General features: G+C 68.8%; 16 protein-coding genes. 9 read left to right on the top strand and 7 right to left on the bottom strand.

Features of this window, described 5'->3' with window-relative positions:
• Window positions 1-5 precede the first annotated feature (5 nt).
• Window positions 6-1700, top strand: coding sequence for a M48 family metalloprotease (locus tag FPJ27_RS32675; RefSeq protein WP_204424379.1), 1695 nt, complete (start codon window positions 6-8; stop codon window positions 1698-1700).
• A 39-nt stretch (window positions 1701-1739) separates the two neighbouring features.
• Here FPJ27_RS32675 and FPJ27_RS32670 read toward each other — a convergent pair whose 3' ends face one another.
• From FPJ27_RS32670 to FPJ27_RS32645, 6 genes are all read right to left on the bottom strand, one after another.
• Complete coding sequence (locus tag FPJ27_RS32670; protein WP_175961972.1) at window positions 1740-2327, bottom strand: DUF2946 family protein; 588 nt, start codon at window positions 2325-2327, stop codon at window positions 1740-1742.
• Window positions 2320-3357, bottom strand: a complete 1038-nt coding sequence (locus tag FPJ27_RS32665; RefSeq protein ID WP_204424377.1) for a hydrolase — start codon at window positions 3355-3357, stop codon at window positions 2320-2322. The genes FPJ27_RS32670 and FPJ27_RS32665 overlap by 8 nt, the downstream gene beginning before the upstream one ends.
• Before the next feature lie 34 nt (window positions 3358-3391).
• Entirely contained in the window at window positions 3392-3838 is a 447-nt protein-coding gene (locus tag FPJ27_RS32660) for a nuclear transport factor 2 family protein (RefSeq protein ID WP_034178922.1), read from the bottom strand.
• A gap of 115 nt (window positions 3839-3953) precedes the next feature.
• Window positions 3954-4991: a lipopolysaccharide heptosyltransferase II gene (gene waaF, locus FPJ27_RS32655; RefSeq protein WP_072442744.1), complete on the bottom strand. Its 1038-nt coding sequence runs from the start codon at window positions 4989-4991 to the stop codon at window positions 3954-3956.
• A 139-nt stretch (window positions 4992-5130) separates the two neighbouring features.
• The gene (locus FPJ27_RS32650) at window positions 5131-5325 is read right to left on the bottom strand and encodes a zinc-finger domain-containing protein (RefSeq protein WP_006749970.1); all 195 of its coding nucleotides are present in this window, start codon (window positions 5323-5325) and stop codon (window positions 5131-5133) included.
• Between the two features lie 50 nt (window positions 5326-5375).
• Window positions 5376-6299, bottom strand: coding sequence for a branched-chain amino acid transaminase (locus FPJ27_RS32645; protein WP_072442746.1), 924 nt, complete (start codon window positions 6297-6299; stop codon window positions 5376-5378).
• Between the two features lie 194 nt (window positions 6300-6493).
• On the opposite strand from FPJ27_RS32645, the gene FPJ27_RS32640 reads away from it, so the two are divergent.
• The 3 genes from FPJ27_RS32640 (at window position 6494) to FPJ27_RS32630 (ending at window position 9046) form a co-directional block, all read left to right on the top strand.
• On the top strand, window positions 6494-7249 hold the full coding sequence (locus tag FPJ27_RS32640) for an AzlC family ABC transporter permease (protein ID WP_204424374.1): 756 nt from the start codon (window positions 6494-6496) through the stop codon (window positions 7247-7249).
• Window positions 7246-7569 (top strand): AzlD domain-containing protein, encoded by a 324-nt coding sequence (locus FPJ27_RS32635; RefSeq protein ID WP_072442750.1) that lies wholly within the window; start codon window positions 7246-7248, stop codon window positions 7567-7569. Before FPJ27_RS32640 ends, FPJ27_RS32635 begins: the two co-directional genes overlap by 4 nt.
• A gap of 280 nt (window positions 7570-7849) precedes the next feature.
• Entirely contained in the window at window positions 7850-9046 is a 1197-nt protein-coding gene (locus FPJ27_RS32630) for a phosphoglycerate kinase (RefSeq protein ID WP_072442751.1), read from the top strand.
• A 157-nt stretch (window positions 9047-9203) separates the two neighbouring features.
• On the opposite strand, the gene FPJ27_RS36860 is transcribed toward FPJ27_RS32630, so the two are convergent.
• Window positions 9204-9332: a hypothetical protein gene (locus tag FPJ27_RS36860; protein WP_258170483.1), complete on the bottom strand. Its 129-nt coding sequence runs from the start codon at window positions 9330-9332 to the stop codon at window positions 9204-9206.
• On the opposite strand from FPJ27_RS36860, the gene pyk reads away from it, so the two are divergent.
• The 5 genes from pyk (at window position 9331) to FPJ27_RS32605 (ending at window position 15173) form a co-directional block, all read left to right on the top strand.
• Complete coding sequence (gene pyk, locus FPJ27_RS32625; protein ID WP_105390034.1) at window positions 9331-10767, top strand: pyruvate kinase; 1437 nt, start codon at window positions 9331-9333, stop codon at window positions 10765-10767. The genes FPJ27_RS36860 and pyk overlap by 2 nt on opposite strands.
• A 306-nt stretch (window positions 10768-11073) precedes the next feature.
• Window positions 11074-12138, top strand: coding sequence for a class II fructose-bisphosphate aldolase (gene fba, locus FPJ27_RS32620; RefSeq protein WP_034178916.1), 1065 nt, complete (start codon window positions 11074-11076; stop codon window positions 12136-12138).
• Between the two features lie 229 nt (window positions 12139-12367).
• Window positions 12368-13258, top strand: a complete 891-nt coding sequence (locus tag FPJ27_RS32615; RefSeq protein ID WP_034178915.1) for a phosphoribosylaminoimidazolesuccinocarboxamide synthase — start codon at window positions 12368-12370, stop codon at window positions 13256-13258.
• Window positions 13259-13373: 115 nt separating this feature from the next.
• On the top strand, window positions 13374-13895 hold the full coding sequence (purE, locus tag FPJ27_RS32610) for a 5-(carboxyamino)imidazole ribonucleotide mutase (RefSeq protein ID WP_006763511.1): 522 nt from the start codon (window positions 13374-13376) through the stop codon (window positions 13893-13895).
• 81 nt (window positions 13896-13976) lie between these two features.
• Window positions 13977-15173: a 5-(carboxyamino)imidazole ribonucleotide synthase gene (locus FPJ27_RS32605; protein WP_204424371.1), complete on the top strand. Its 1197-nt coding sequence runs from the start codon at window positions 13977-13979 to the stop codon at window positions 15171-15173.
• Window positions 15174-15179 lie beyond the last annotated feature (6 nt).

Genomic DNA, 15179 nt, shown 5'->3' with positions numbered 1-15179 from the left:
CTGCCATGCGTGTCAAACAGTTGCTTGCCGTGTCGCTGTCGGCGGCGCTCGCGTTGCCGCCGAGCGGCCATGCGCAGAGCGCATCCACGCCGCCGCTCGAGCCGGCGGCCGGCGGCTCCTCGTCGATTTCCACCGTGCCGTCCGGCATCGCGACCGGCGTATTCGGCACGTACGGCGGCGCGGAGAGCCGGTTTTCGGGCGCGGGCGGCGCGTCGGCGCCGGCCGCGAGCCTGCGCGCGCCGCTGCGCGCACTCGAGCTGCCCGATCTCGGCGACGGCTCCGGCGGTTCGCTGACGCCGCGCGCCGAGCGCCGGCTCGGCGAGCGCGTGATGCGCGAAGTGCGGCGCGATCCCGATTATCTCGACGACTGGCTAGTACGCGACTACCTGAACGGGATGGCGGCGCGCCTCGCGGCCGCGGCGGCCGCGCGCTACATCGGCGGCTACACGCCGGACTTCGACCTGTTCCCGGTGCGCGATCCGCAGATCAACGCGTTCTCGATGCCGGGCGGCTTCATCGGGATCAACAGCGGGCTCGTGGTCACGACGCAGACGGAATCGGAGCTCGCGTCGGTGGTCGGCCACGAGATGGGCCACGTGCTGCAGCGGCACATCGCGCGGATGATCGGCGCGAGCGAAAAGAGCGGCTACACGGCGCTCGCGACGATGCTGCTCGGCGTGCTGGCCGGCGTGCTCGCGAGAAGCGGCGATCTCGGCAGCGCAATCGCAATGGGCGGGCAGGCGTATGCGGTGGACAACCAGTTGCGCTTCTCGCGTTCGGCCGAGCGCGAGGCCGATCGTGTCGGCTTCCAGCTGCTCGCGGGCGCGGGCTACGACCCGTACGGGATGCCGGGTTTCTTCGAGCGGCTCGAACGCGCGTCGATGGGCGATGCGGGCGTGCCGGCCTATGCGCGCACGCACCCGCTGACCGGCGAGCGGATCGCCGACATGGAGGATCGCGCGCGCCGCGCGCCGTACCGGCAGCCGCGCCAGTCGGCCGAGTACGGATTCGTGCGTGCGCGGCTGCGCGTCCTGCAGAACCGCGCGCCGACCGACATCTCGGCCGAGGCGCGCCGGATGCAGCTCGAGATCGACGATCGCACGGCGCCGAACGTCGCGGCGAACTGGTACGGCATCGCGCTCGCGAACATGCTGCTCGGCCAGTACGACGCGGCGGACAAGGCGCTCGCTTCGGCGCGCGGCGCGTTCGATGCGCGCGAGCGGCGCGAGGACGACCCGGCGACGAGTTCGCCGAGCCTCGACGTGCTGGCCGCCGACATCGCGCGCCGTGCGGGCCGGACCGACGACGCGGTGCGGCTCGCGGCGCTCGCGCAGCGGCGCTGGCCGGCGTCGCACGCGGCGATCGTCGCGCACCTGCAGGCGCTGATCGCCGCGCGCCGCTTCGCCGAGGCGCAGGCGCTCGCACGCGCGCAGGCGCAGGCCGATCCCGAGCAGCCGGACTGGTGGGACTACCTCGCGAAGGCGAGCGACGGCAAGGGCGACGTGCTCGCGCGGCGCCGCGCGCTCGCGGAGAAACTTGCACTCGATGGCGCATGGCCGTCGGCGATCCGCCAGTTGAAGGAAGCGCGCGATGCGAAGGACGTGTCGTTCTACGAGCAGTCGATCATCGGCGCGCGGCTGCTGGAATTCGAGGCGCGCTACAAGGAAGAGCGCGACGACGAGAAGAACGGCCGCGGGTAGCGGCCGGCGCGCGGCGAACGCGGGAAGGGCGGGTGCGGGTCAGTTGCCGTTGTCGGCCGCGTCGCGTGCCTGTCGCGCCGGACTCGCGACGTAGCCGAACCGCGCGGGCACGTCCGCGCAGACGATGGTGCCGAGCGGCAGCGCGCGGCCGTCACGCCAGCGCAGCACGGGCGGCGCGGCGTCGAAATCCGCATGATCGGCGAACAGCCCGAGATCGTGGTCGTGCAGCGCCGCGATGCGCGGCGGCGCGCCTGCGTCGCGAAACAGCACGCCGCCCCCATCGTCGAGCCATGCTTCGTCCGGTTCGAACGCGGCGCCCGTCTGGTCGGTGAGCGTGAGCTGTCCGTCGCGCTCGGCGAGCCGGACGACCCACGGCGTATAGGCGAGCTCGACGTATACGCGCTGCGGCCCGTTCTGGAAGAACCACCGGCCCCGCGCGTCGCATTCGTAGTTGCGGCCGATGAACGCGTTCAGCGCCGCATGCCGGATCGGCGAGCCGAGCTCGCCGGCCGCCTGCGCCGCGTCGTCGCGCAGCCGCCATTCGCCGCGCCGGTCGAGCAGCAGCCAGCCGGTGCAGTGCGGCACGTTCGGCCATTTGGCGAGCGCCTGCCTGACGATGTCATCCATGGTCGACGAATTTCGAGCAATAGCCGAACACGCGCGCCGACAGCCAGTCGAGACGGCCGGGGAACGGCCCGGTCATGAATCCCGCGTGCCCGCCGGCCTCGGGCTGGTCGAGCTCGACGGCCGGCGATACGTCGGCCGGGCCCGGCAGTGCCGATTCGGGCAGGAACGGGTCGTTGCGGGCGTTGAGGATCAGCGTCGGCACGTCGATCGCGGGCAGCAGCGGCCGCGTCGTCGCCTTCGTCCAGTAGTCGTCGGCGTTTGCGAAACCGTGCAGCGGCGCGGTCACCGCCTCGTCGAAGTCGCGCATCGTCACGGCCTCCAGCATCGCGTCGCGGTCGAACAACCCCGGATACTGGTCGAGCTTCGCGAGCGCCTTGCGCTTGAGCGTCTTCAGGAAGCTGCGCGTATAGATCATCGCGAACCCCTGCGACAGCGCGCGGCCGCCCGCATGCACGTCGATCGGCGTCGAGATCGCGGCGGCCGCCCGCAGGATCGACGTGTCGCTGCGATGCTCGCCGAGCCAGTGCAGCAGCACGTTGCCGCCGAGCGACACGCCGGCCGCGACCAGCGGCCCGCGATGCTGCGCGGCGAGTCGGCGCAGGATCCAGTCGACCTCGGCGCTATCGGCGAGATGGTAGAAGCGCGGCTGGCGGTTGATCTCGCCGCTGCAACTGCGAAAGTGCGGCACGACGGCGTGCCAGCCCTTCGCGCGCGCGGCGGCCATCATCTCGAGCGCGTAGTGCGAGCCGGAACTGCCTTCGAGGCCGTGGAACAGCACGAACAGCGGCGCATCGGGCGGCGGCGCCGCACTGTCGAGATGGGCGACCCAGTCGAGATCGATGAAGTCGTGATCGGGGGTTTCCCATCGCTCTCGTCGGTAGGCGACGGCCGGTCGTCGCGCGAACAGCGCGGGCACGATGGTTTGCGCATGGCTGTTCGGCAGCCAGCGCGGTGCGCGATAGCGCAGTGTGTCGTCGTCCGGGGCCGGGGCCCCGGCGAGCGGCGAGGTGGGCGGAGAAGCCGTACTCATGATCGCCCCGCGTATGCGTTGCTTCGTCTTTTCGTCAGTGCAGCGGGCCCTGCCCATGACGGATCTTCGCGGCGAACTGCCCGGCCGCTTGTTCGGGAATCGGGCTCGCGTGGATGTGCGCGATGCGCCACTCGCCGCGTTCGTGGATCATCACGTACGTGGCGAAAACCATGTCGGGTTCGGCCGTCAGGTCGGCCTGCTGATGCGCTTCGGCGATCGTGTAGACCACCGTGCCGAGGCTGTCGTAGACGCGGATGTCGAGCGGTTCGATCGTCACCGGGCGCGTCGCGAGCCGGTTGGCGAGCCCGCTGCGGATCTGGTCGAGGCCGTGCAGATGCTCGCCGTCCGCCCACACGCAGCTGGCGAAATCCTCGTCGATCCACAACGCCAGCAGCGCGTCGAGATTGGCATCGGCGACGGCCTGGTAGTAGGCGTTCAGCGTATCGGCAGCGGCTTCGAAGAGGCGGGCAAAACGTGGCATCGGGGTTGTCTCTCGCGCGCGTCGCGCGCCGTATTCAGCACGGCGGCCCGGATGGGGCCGCCGCACACCGGTGAATCGGATTGCCCGGCGCGCCGTGCGACGCTGCCGGCCAGGGTCAGCGTTGCCCGACGAGCATGCCGCGCAAATCGCCGAATACCTGCTCGGGACCGAGTTCGCGCAGGCACTTCAGGTGGCCGAGCGGGCACTCGCGTTCGAAGCAGGGACTGCATTCGAGATGCAGCCATTGTACCTTCGCCAGGTCCGACAGCGGAGGGGTGTGGCGCGGATCGGTCGATCCGTACAGCGCGACGAGCGGCCGGCGCAGCGCGGCGGCGACGTGCATCAGCCCCGAATCGTTGGTGACGACCGCGTTCGCACGCGCGATCAGCGCGCACGCCTCGGACAGCGACGTTTGCCCGCACAGGTTGCGCACGTTCGGCGCGTGGTCGGCGATCGCCTGCGCGGCGGCGGCGTCCTTCTGCGAGCCGAGCGCGACGATCTGCGTATACGGGAACGACTGGTGCACGATCGTCGCGAGCGACGCGAAGTGCTCGGGCGGCCAGCGCTTGGCCGGGCCGTATTCGGCGCCCGGGCAGAACACGACGAGCGGCTTGCGTGTATCGAGATTGAAACGTGCGGACACGCGCGCCGTTTCGTTCAGGTCGGCGTCGAGGCGCGGCGCGGGCAGCGTCTTCATCGATTCGGGCAGCTTCGCGCCCGGCGCGTACGCGAGCGCCGCGTAGTGGGTCGTCATCGGCGGCCGCTCGCCCGACTTGTCGGGATTCGCGTGCCGCACGTTCAACAGCCCGTAGCGGTGCTCGCCCGTATAGCCGATCCGCAGCGGGATGTTCGCGAGCCACGGGATCACCGCGGACTTCAGCGAATTCGGCAGCACGTACGCCGCGTCGTAGCCGACGTCGCGCAGGTCGCTCGCGAGCTGCCAGCGGCGCAGCAGCTGCAGCTTGCCGTGCGCGAGATCGGTCGCGTAGACATCGTGGATCTCGGGCATCCGCTCGAGCACGGGCGCGACCCACGAGGGCGCGACCGCATCGATCGCGATGCGGGGATGGAGCTTCTTCAGCAGCGCAAAGAGCGGCTGCGCCATCAATGCGTCACCGATCCAGTTCGGTGCGATAACCAGCGCTCGACGCATCAGGTGGACTTCCGATGTCGTAATGAAGCACGGCGCGCGGGCGCCGCGTTCGGGTTGCCAGAATGGGGAAGGGCGGCGCGCCGGGCATCCGGCTGCGCCGCCTCGCGAGCGGCGGCCCCGCGGGCCCGTCCGCCCGGGCTCAGTGGCCCTTGACGACCTCGCCGTCGCGCAGCTTGTAGCGCGTGCCGCAGTACGGGCAGCGCGCCTCGCCGTGCGAGACGTCGATGAACACGCGCGGATGCGCGCTCCAGCGCGCCATGGCCGGGTTCGGGCAGTAGGCGGGAAGATCCTTGGCCGTCAGCTCGACCAGCGGCATTTCCTTGATTTCACTCATGGGACTTTCTCTTATCACTCTTTTGTGGGGCGGTCGGTGGCGCGGCGCGCTCAGACCTTCGTCAGCCAGTGCGCGTACTTCGCGTTCTTGCCCGACACGATATCGAAAAACGCCGACTGGAGCTTTTCCGTGACGGGGCCGCGCGCGCCGCTGCCGATCGTGCGGTTGTCGAGCTCGCGGATCGGCGTGACTTCGGCGGCCGTACCGGTGAAGAACGCTTCGTCGGCCGTGTAGACCTCGTCGCGCGTGATGCGCTTCTCGATCACCTCGATGCCGGCATCCTTCGCGAGCGTGATGACCGTGTCGCGCGTGATGCCGTCGAGGCAAGACGACAGGTCGGGCGTGTACAGCTTGCCGTTGTTGACCAGGAAGAAGTTCTCGCCGGAGCCTTCCGACACATAGCCGTCGACGTCGAGCAGCAGCGCTTCGTCGTAGCCGTCGGCCGTCGCTTCCTGGTTCGCCAGGATCGAGTTCACGTACCAGCCCGACGCCTTCGCGCGCACCATCGACACGTTCACGTGGTGGCGCGTGAACGACGACGTCTTCACGCGGATACCCTTCGCGAGGCCTTCCTCGCCGAGGTACGCGCCCCACGGCCATGCGGCGATCGCGACGTGGATCGTGTTGCCCTTCGCCGACACGCCGAGCTTTTCCGAGCCGACCCAGATGATCGGGCGCAGGTAGCACGATTCGAGCTTGTTCTCGCGCACGACTTCGAGTTGCGCGGCTTCGAGCGTTTCCCGGTCGAACGGCACGTCCATCTGGAAGATCTTCGCCGAATTCAGCAGACGTTTCGTGTGCTCGCGCAGGCGGAAGATCGCGGTGCTGCCGTCGGCCGTCTGGTACGCGCGCACGCCCTCGAAGACGCCCATGCCGTAGTGCAGCGTATGGGTCAGGACGTGGATCTTGGCGTCGCGCCAGTCGATCAGCTTGCCGTCCATCCAGATCTTGCCGTCGCGGTCGGCCATTGACATAGGATTCTCCTGGGATGCGGTTGTATGCAGCGTTGAGCCGGAAAGACGCTTATTTTAGCGTCATTTGGCGACGATCCGGTCGGCCGGCGCCGGGCCGGCGCTATAATCGTCCGGCACCGATTCCAATAACGACGGGTCGTGCCGGCAGGAGGCGCCGGCGTCCCGACGAACCGCCCGCTGCGGCCCGCTTTTCCATGCTCGCTCGATTGTCCGCCACCGACCGCTTCGCGCTGATCCAGGGCGCGCGCGACTATTCCCCGACACTGATGGCGATCCTGTCCTGGGGGCTCGTCACCGGCATCGCGATGAGCAAGTCGGTGATGACGCTCGGGCAGGCGAGCGCGATGTCGCTGCTCGTCTACGCGGGCTCGTCGCAGCTCGCGGTACTGCCGCTCCTCGCCGCGAAGCTGCCGATCTGGACCGTGCTGCTCACGGCCGCGATGGTCAACACGCGCTTCGTGATCTTCAGCGCCGGGCTTGCTCCCCATTTTTCCTACCTGCCGCTGTGGCGGCGCCTCGCGATAGGCTATTTCAACGGCGACGTGATCTACCTGCTGTTCCAGAAACAGGGTTTCGCGAACGGCCACGTGCCGGGCAAGGAAGCGTATTTCTGGGGGATGGCGCTCGCGAGCTGGGCATCGTGGCAGGTGTCGTCGCTGGCGGGCATCCTGCTGGCGAGCTTCTTTCCCGCGAGCTGGGGGCTGGAACTGGCCGGCACGCTCGCGCTGATCCCGATCATGGTGTCGGCGGTCGCGAACCGCTCGACGCTCGCGGCCGTCGCGGTCGCGGGCATCGTGTCGCTCGTCGCGTTCGACCTGCCGTACCGGCTCGCGCTGCCGCTCGCGGTGCTCGCCGCGCTCGCGGCCGGCAGCATGGCCGATTTCTTCGTCGAACGGGCCGACTGGCGGCGCATCCGTACCGAAACCGTGCACGAGAAGGAGGTCGAATGAGCGCGACCGAGATCTGGATCGTCATCGTCGGGATGACGATCGTCACGGCCGTCACGCGCGCGCTGTTCCTGATCGGCGGCGAGCGCACCGTGCTGCCCGAACGCGTGCAGCGCGCGCTGCGCTACGCGCCGGCGGCCGCGCTCGTCGCCGTCGTGCTGCCCGACGTGCTCGAAACGCCGGCCGGGCTGTCGTTCGCGCTGTCCAACCATCCGTTCTACGCGGCGCTCGCCGGCCTCGGCTGGTTTTTATGGCGGCGCAGCATGCTCGGCACGATCGTCGTCGGGATGCTCGTGTTCACCGCGCTGCGCGTGATTTTCTGATGGGCCGCCGTTCCGGCCCGCCGGGCGCCGGCCACTCGCGCGCGTGAATTGCTGCGCTGCGGCAATGGAGCCGCTGTCGCGCGCGATCCCAAATAGGCGGAATTCGCCGCCGCACGGGTCAGTCTGCCGGGTGGATCGGCTAGAATGCCCGTTCGAGATTTTTTACCCGTGCGCGTCATGCGAACCGCCAGCCACGGCCGCATCCGGCGCCCTTTCGCGGCAGCCCGCGCACGTCCAGCGTGAACCCCCTTTCCCCATCCACTACTTCAATCTGTTCAACATGAGCCAAGTCAAGCGTCTTACCGACCTGATCGCCGCCGGCCAGCTCGCCGGCAAGCGGGTGTTCATCCGCGCCGACCTGAACGTCCCGCAGGACGATCACGGCAACATCACCGAGGACACGCGCGTGCGCGCGTCCGTGCCGGCCATCCAGGCCGCGCTCGACGCCGGCGCGGCCGTGATGGTCACGTCGCACCTCGGCCGTCCGACCGAAGGCGAATTCAAGCCGGAAGATTCGCTCGCGCCGGTCGCGAAGCGCCTCGCCGAGCTGCTCGGCCGCGACGTGCCGCTCGTGTCGAACTGGGTCGAGAACGGCGTGAACGTCGCACCGGGCCAGGTCGTGCTGCTCGAGAACTGCCGCGTGAACAAGGGCGAGAAGAAGAATTCGGACGAGCTCGCGCAAAAGATGGCGAAGCTCTGCGACGTGTACGTGAACGACGCGTTCGGCACCGCGCACCGCGCGGAAGCGACCACGCACGGGATCGCGAAGTACGCGCCGGTCGCGTGCGCGGGCCCGCTGCTGGCCGCCGAACTCGACGCGCTCGGCAAGGCGCTCGGCAACCCGGCCCGCCCGCTGGTGGCGATCGTCGCCGGCTCGAAGGTGTCGACCAAGCTGACGATCCTGAAGTCGCTGGCCGGCAAGGTCGATCAGCTGATCGTCGGCGGCGGCATCGCGAACACGTTCATGCTCGCGGCCGGTCTGCCGATCGGCAAGTCGCTCGCGGAAGCCGACCTCGTCAACGAGGCGAAGGCGATCATCGATGAAGCGCGCGAGCGCGGCGCGTCGGTGCCGATCCCGACCGACGTCGTGACGGCCAAGGAATTCTCGCCGACGGCCGCGGCCACGGTGAAGCAGGTCGCCGACATCGAAGCGGACGACATGATCCTCGACATCGGCCCCGATACGGCCAAGGCGCTCGCGAGCCAGCTCGAGAAGGCCGGCACGATCGTGTGGAACGGCCCGGTCGGCGTGTTCGAGTTCGACCAGTTCGGCAACGGCACCAAGACGCTCGCCGAAGCGATCGCCAAATCGTCCGCGTTCTCGATCGCGGGCGGCGGCGACACGCTCGCGGCCATCGCGAAGTACGGCATCCACGACCAGGTCAGCTACATCTCGACAGGCGGCGGCGCCTTCCTCGAGTTCCTCGAGGGGAAGAAGCTGCCGGCGGTGGAAGTGCTCGAAACGCGGGCGGCCTGAGCGTGGCGGCGCGCGCAGGGGTGACGAAGGCCGCGCGCTCCGCGAAAGCGGAGCAGCCGGCCGGCGCGGGCAAGCGCAAACGCGCGCCCGCGCGGGCGAACTCCACCCCGCGCGCACCGGCGGCCGCTGGCGACGCGGCCATGCAGCACCACGAGATTCAGAACAAAGCGATGCCGGGCGCAAGCACCGGCACGCCCTCCGGAACGGCCGCCGCTGGGCCCGCCGTGTCCGGCTCTCGCAGCGTTTCACCCAGCGCATCCACCTTGATCCAGATGAGGAGTTTCATGCAGCGCGCCACCAAGATAGTCGCCACGATCGGCCCGGCTTCCAGTTCGCCGGAGATTCTGCTGCAGATGATGCAGGCGGGCCTCGACGTCGTGCGGCTCAATTTTTCGCACGGCACGGCCGACGATCACCGCCAGCGCGCCGAGATGGTGCGCGAGGCCGCCCGCAAGGTTGGCCGCGAGATCGCGATCATGGCCGACCTCCAGGGCCCGAAGATCCGCGTCGGCAAGTTCGAGAACGGCAAGACGACGCTCTCGCCCGGCCAGCCGTTCATCCTCGACGCGGCCTGCGAGCTCGGCAACGACGAGCGGGTCGGCCTCGACTACAAGGAACTGCCGCGCGACCTGAAGCCGGGCGACCTGCTGCTGCTGAACGACGGCCTGATCGTGCTGACCGTCGAGCGCGTGCTCGGCGACGAGATCCACACGATCGTCAAGGTGGGCGGCGAGCTGTCGAACAACAAGGGGATCAACCGCCAGGGCGGCGGGCTGTCGGCACCCGCGCTGACCGCGAAGGACATGGAGGACATCCGCACCGCGATGTCGCTCGGCGCGGACCTGGTGGCGGTGTCGTTCCCGAAGAATGCGACCGACATGGAAATGGCGCGCCAGCTCGCGAACATCGCGGGCGCGCCGTACGGCATCAAGCCGAAGATGATCGCGAAGATCGAGCGCGCGGAGGCGATTCCGGCGCTGCAGAGCATCCTCGACGCGTCCGACGGCATCATGGTCGCGCGCGGCGACCTCGCGGTGGAAGTCGGCAACGCGGCCGTGCCGGCGCTGCAGAAGCGGATGATCCGGATGGCGCGCGAGTCGAACAAGCTCGTGATCACCGCGACGCAGATGATGGAATCGATGATCTACGCGCCGGTGCCGACCCGCGCGGAAGTGTCGGACGTCGCGAACGCGGTGCTCGACGGCACCGACGCGGTGATGCTGTCGGCCGAGACGGCCGCCGGCAAGTACCCGGTCGTCACGATCGAGACGATGGCGGCCGTGTGCGTCGAGGCGGAAAAGTCGGAACACGTCGAGCTGGACAAGGATTTCCTCGACCGCACGTTCACGCGGATCGACCAGTCGATCGCGATGGGCGCGCTGTTCACCGCATACCACCTGGGCGCGAAGGCGATCATCGCGCTGACCGAATCGGGCGCGACCGCGCTGTGGATGTCGCGTCACTACACGCACGTGCCGATCTTCGCGCTGACGCCGCGCGTCGGCAGCGAGCGCACGATGGCGCTGTACCGCAACGTGACGCCGCTGCACGTCGACTTCAACAGCGACCGCGACTCGGCGCTGCAGGCGGCGCTCGAGCTCGTCGTCAAGCAGGGCTACGTGCAGCACGGCGACATGGTCGTGCTGACCGTCGGCGAACCGATGGGTCAGGCGGGCGGCACCAACACGCTGAAGATCGTGCGCGTCGGCGAGCACTATTGAGTCGGGCGTTCGCCGGGCACCTTGCCGGCGGCCCGGGTCGATCGAACTCGATCCGGCACCGTTTTTCGCGCGAAAGCCGCGCGGGGTCCGAAGCCCCGCGCGGCTTTTTTTCTCTTTTTTGCCCGCATTGTGCCGTGCGAACGTAACAAATTGCGAGCGGGTGCCACCGGGCGGTCGGAATCGGAGGCGCTTCGCGATAAAATGCGGCTATTCGACGCTCAGCCGCGCCGCGCCGCCCCGGTTTGAACGAGGGCGGGTGCCGCGCCGGCGTCAGGGCGCACCGGTTTTCATTCAAGGAGTTCCACAATGCCTCTCGTATCAATGCGTCAATTGCTGGATCACGCGGCAGAGCACGGTTACGGCCTGCCGGCCTTCAACGTGAACAACCTGGAGCAGGTCCAGGCGATCATGGCGGCAGCGGACCAGGTCGGCGCGCCCGTGATCATGCAGGCATCGGCCGGCGCGCGTAAGTACGCGGGCGAGCCGTTCCTGCGCCACCTGATCGAAGCGGCGGTCGAGTCGTATCCGCACATCCCGGTCGTGATGCACCAGGATCACGGCCAGTCGCCGGCGGTCTGCATGGGCGCGATCCGCAGCGGCTTCACGAGCGTGATGATGGACGGTTCGCTCGAAGCCGACGGCAAGACGGTCGCGTCGTACGAGTACAACGTCGACGTGTCGCGCAAGGTCGTCGAGATGGCGCACTCGATCGGCGTGACGGTCGAAGCCGAACTCGGCGTGCTCGGCTCGCTCGAGACGATGAAGGGCGACAAGGAAGACGGCCACGGTGCGGAAGGCACGATGACCCGCGAGCAGCTGCTGACCGATCCGGAGCAGGCGGCCGATTTCGTGAAGCTCACGCAGTGCGATGCGCTCGCGATCGCGATCGGCACGTCGCACGGCGCGTACAAGTTCTCGAAGAAGCCGACGGGCGACATCCTGTCGATCCAGCGCATCAAGGAAATCCACGCGCGCATCCCGAACACGCACCTCGTGATGCACGGTTCGTCGTCGGTGCCGCAGGAGCTGCTGGAAGAAATCCGCCAGTTCGGCGGCGACATGAAGGAAACCTACGGCGTGCCGGTCGAGGAAATCCAGGAAGGCATCAAGCACGGCGTGCGCAAGATCAACATCGACACCGACCTGCGTCTCGCGATCACCGGCGCGATCCGCCGCTACCTGTTCGAGAACCCGGGCAAGTTCGATCCGCGCGACTACCTGAAGCCCGCGCGCGAAGCGGCGAAGCAGGTCTGTGTCGACCGCTACCTCGCGTTCGGCTGCGAAGGCCAGGCCGCGAAGATCAAGCCGGTGTCGCTCGACAAGATCGCCGAGCAGTACAAGTCCGGCGCGCTCGCACAGGTCGTGCGCTGAGACTGTAGTACGATTGCCCCGCCCGATTCTTCCGCAAGGCAGGGGCGGGTAGCCAGGCCGGATATGATCCGGCCCCAGGCAGCCGTTCCGTCCGGCCGAACGAGGGCCGGCCGGCAACCGCCCGGGCAACGCCCGGCCGGTTCGCCGACGTATTGCAAGACCGCCGTTCCCGCCTGCCGCGGGGAACGGCGTTTCCCTTTTTGTTTGGCTCCTTATCTGCGAAAAGACGATGTCTACCCTTTACGAATCCACGCTCCGCTCGCTGCCGCTCCTCGGTCGCGGCAAGGTCCGCGATAACTACGCGGTCGGCAACGACAAGCTCCTGATCGTCACGACCGACCGCCTGTCGGCATTCGACGTGGTGATGGGCGAGCCGATTCCGAACAAGGGCCGCGTGCTGAATCAGATGGCGAACTTCTGGTTCGACAAGCTCGCGCACATCGTGCCGAACCATCTGACGGGCGACGCGCCGGAAGCGGTCGTCGCGGCCGACGAGGTCGAGCAGGTGACGGGCCGCGGCGTGGTCGTCAAGCGCCTCGAGCCGATCATGATCGAAGCGGTCGTGCGCGGCTACCTGGCCGGCAGCGGCTGGAAGGAATACCAGGCATCGGGCGCCGTGTGCGGCGTGCAGCTGCCGGAAGGCCTGCAGAACGCGCAGAAGCTGCCCGAGCCGATCTTCACGCCGGCCGCGAAGGCCGAGATGGGCGAGCACGACGAGAACATCACGTTCGAGGAAACCGAGCGCCGCATCGGCACCGAGCTGGCCGCGACGATCCGCGACATCTCGATCCGCCTGTACAAGGAAGCGGCCGACTACGCGGCGACGCGCGGCATCATCATCGCCGATACGAAGTTCGAATTCGGCCTCGACAACCACGGCAAGCTGTACCTGATGGACGAAGTGCTGACGGCCGATTCGTCGCGCTTCTGGCCGGCCGACCAGTACCAGGTCGGCACGAACCCGCCGTCGTTCGACAAGCAGTTCGTGCGCGACTGGCTCGAGGCGCAGCCGTGGGGCAAGACGGCGCCGGCGCCGGCGCTGCCGGCCGACGTCGTCGAAAAGACGGCCGCGAAGTACCAGGAAGCGCTCGAGCGCATCACCGGACAGTCGCTCGCCTGAGCGAGCTTTGCATGGGACCGGATGCGAAGCATGGGGCCGGAGTAAATGCTGAAGCACCAACTCCGGCCGACATAAGCGCTGAAGCGCTAACTCCGGTCGACAGGAAATCCACGAAATGAGTGAAGTCCAGACTGCCCACACGCACAGCGCGCCGCTCGTCGGCGTGCTGATGGGTTCGAGTTCCGACTGGGACGTGATGAAGCACGCGGTAGCGATCCTGCAGGAATTCGGCGTGCCGTACGAAGCGAAGGTGGTGTCCGCGCACCGGATGCCCGACGAGATGTTCGACTATGCGGAGAAGGCGCGCGAGCGCGGGCTGCGCGCGATCATCGCGGGCGCCGGCGGCGCCGCGCACCTGCCCGGCATGCTGGCCGCGAAAACCACGGTGCCGGTGCTCGGCGTACCGGTCGCGAGCAAGTACCTGAAGGGTGTCGATTCGCTGCACTCGATCGTGCAGATGCCGAAGGGCGTGCCCGTCGCGACGTTCGCGATCGGCGAGGCCGGTGCCGCGAATGCCGCGCTGTTCGCGGTGTCGATCCTGTCCGGCACGTCGGCCGATTACGCGAACCGGCTCGCCGCGTTCCGCGTGCGCCAGAACGAAGCCGCGCACGCGATGGTGCTGCCGCCGCTGGAATGACGGCGCACCGGCGGCCGCGCGTCGCGGCTGCCTGATTCTTCCCACTGCGGCGGGCAGCGCCCGCCGCGACCGACCACTGACATGACCGCAACTCCTGATTCCGTTTCCCCGATCCTGCCCGGCGCGTGGCTGGGCATGGTCGGCGGCGGCCAGCTCGGCCGCATGTTCTGCTTTGCCGCCCAGTCGATGGGCTATCGCGTCGCCGTGCTCGATCCCGATCCGACGAGCCCTGCCGGCGCGGTCGCCGACCGCCACCTGCGCGCGGCCTACGACGACGAAGCCGCGCTCGCCGAATTGGCCGAACTGTGCGACGCGGTGTCGACGGAGTTCGAGAACGTGCCGGCCGCGAGCCTCGACTTCCTCGCGCGCACGACCTTCGTCGCGCCGGCCGGCCGCTGCGTCGCGGTCGCGCAGGACCGGATCGCGGAGAAGCGCTTCATCGAGGCGTCGGGCGTACCCGTTGCGCCGCACGTCGTGATCGAATCGTCGGCGGCGCTCGCCGCGCTCGACGATGCCGCGCTCGACGCGGTGCTGCCGGGCATCCTGAAGACGGCACGCCTCGGCTACGACGGCAAGGGTCAGGTGCGCGTGCGCACCGCGCAGGAAGCGCGAGACGCGCATGCGGCGCTCGGCGGCGTGCCGTGCGTGCTCGAGAAGCGCCTGCCGCTGAAATACGAAGTGTCGGCGCTGATCGCGCGCGGCGCGGACGGCCGCTCGGCCGCGTTTCCGCTCGCGCAGAACACGCACCACAACGGCATCCTCGCGCTGACGGTGGTGCCCGCGCCGGCCGCCGATGCCGCGCGTGTCGAAGAGGCGCAGCAGGCCGCCGTGCGGATCGCCGATACGCTCGGCTACGTCGGCGTGCTGTGCGTCGAATTCTTCGTGCTGGAAGACGGCTCGTTCGTCGCGAACGAGATGGCGCCGCGCCCGCACAACTCCGGCCACTACACGGTCGATGCGTGCGCAACGAGCCAGTTCGAGCAGCAGGTGCGCGCGATGACGCGCATGCCGCTCGGCAACCCGCGCCAGCATTCGCCGGCCGCGATGCTGAACATCCTCGGCGACGTGTGGTTCCCGAACGGTGCCGCAGCCGATGCCGTCACGCCGCCGTGGGACACGGTCGCGGCGATGCCGGCTGCGCACCTGCACCTGTACGGCAAGGAAGACGCGCGCGTCGGTCGCAAGATGGGGCACGTGAACTTCACGGCCCCGACGCGCGACGAAGCCGTCGCCGCGGCTACCGCGTGCGCGCAGCTGCTGCGCGTGCCGCTCGACTGAGGCGCC

Origin of the sequence: Burkholderia sp. MS455, assembly GCF_016899445.1 — a bacterium.
Taxonomy (GTDB): Bacteria; Pseudomonadota; Gammaproteobacteria; order Burkholderiales; family Burkholderiaceae; genus Burkholderia; species Burkholderia pyrrocinia_C.
Note: the sequence above shows the minus strand (reverse complement) of the source record. Positions and strands in the feature narration are given on the sequence as shown.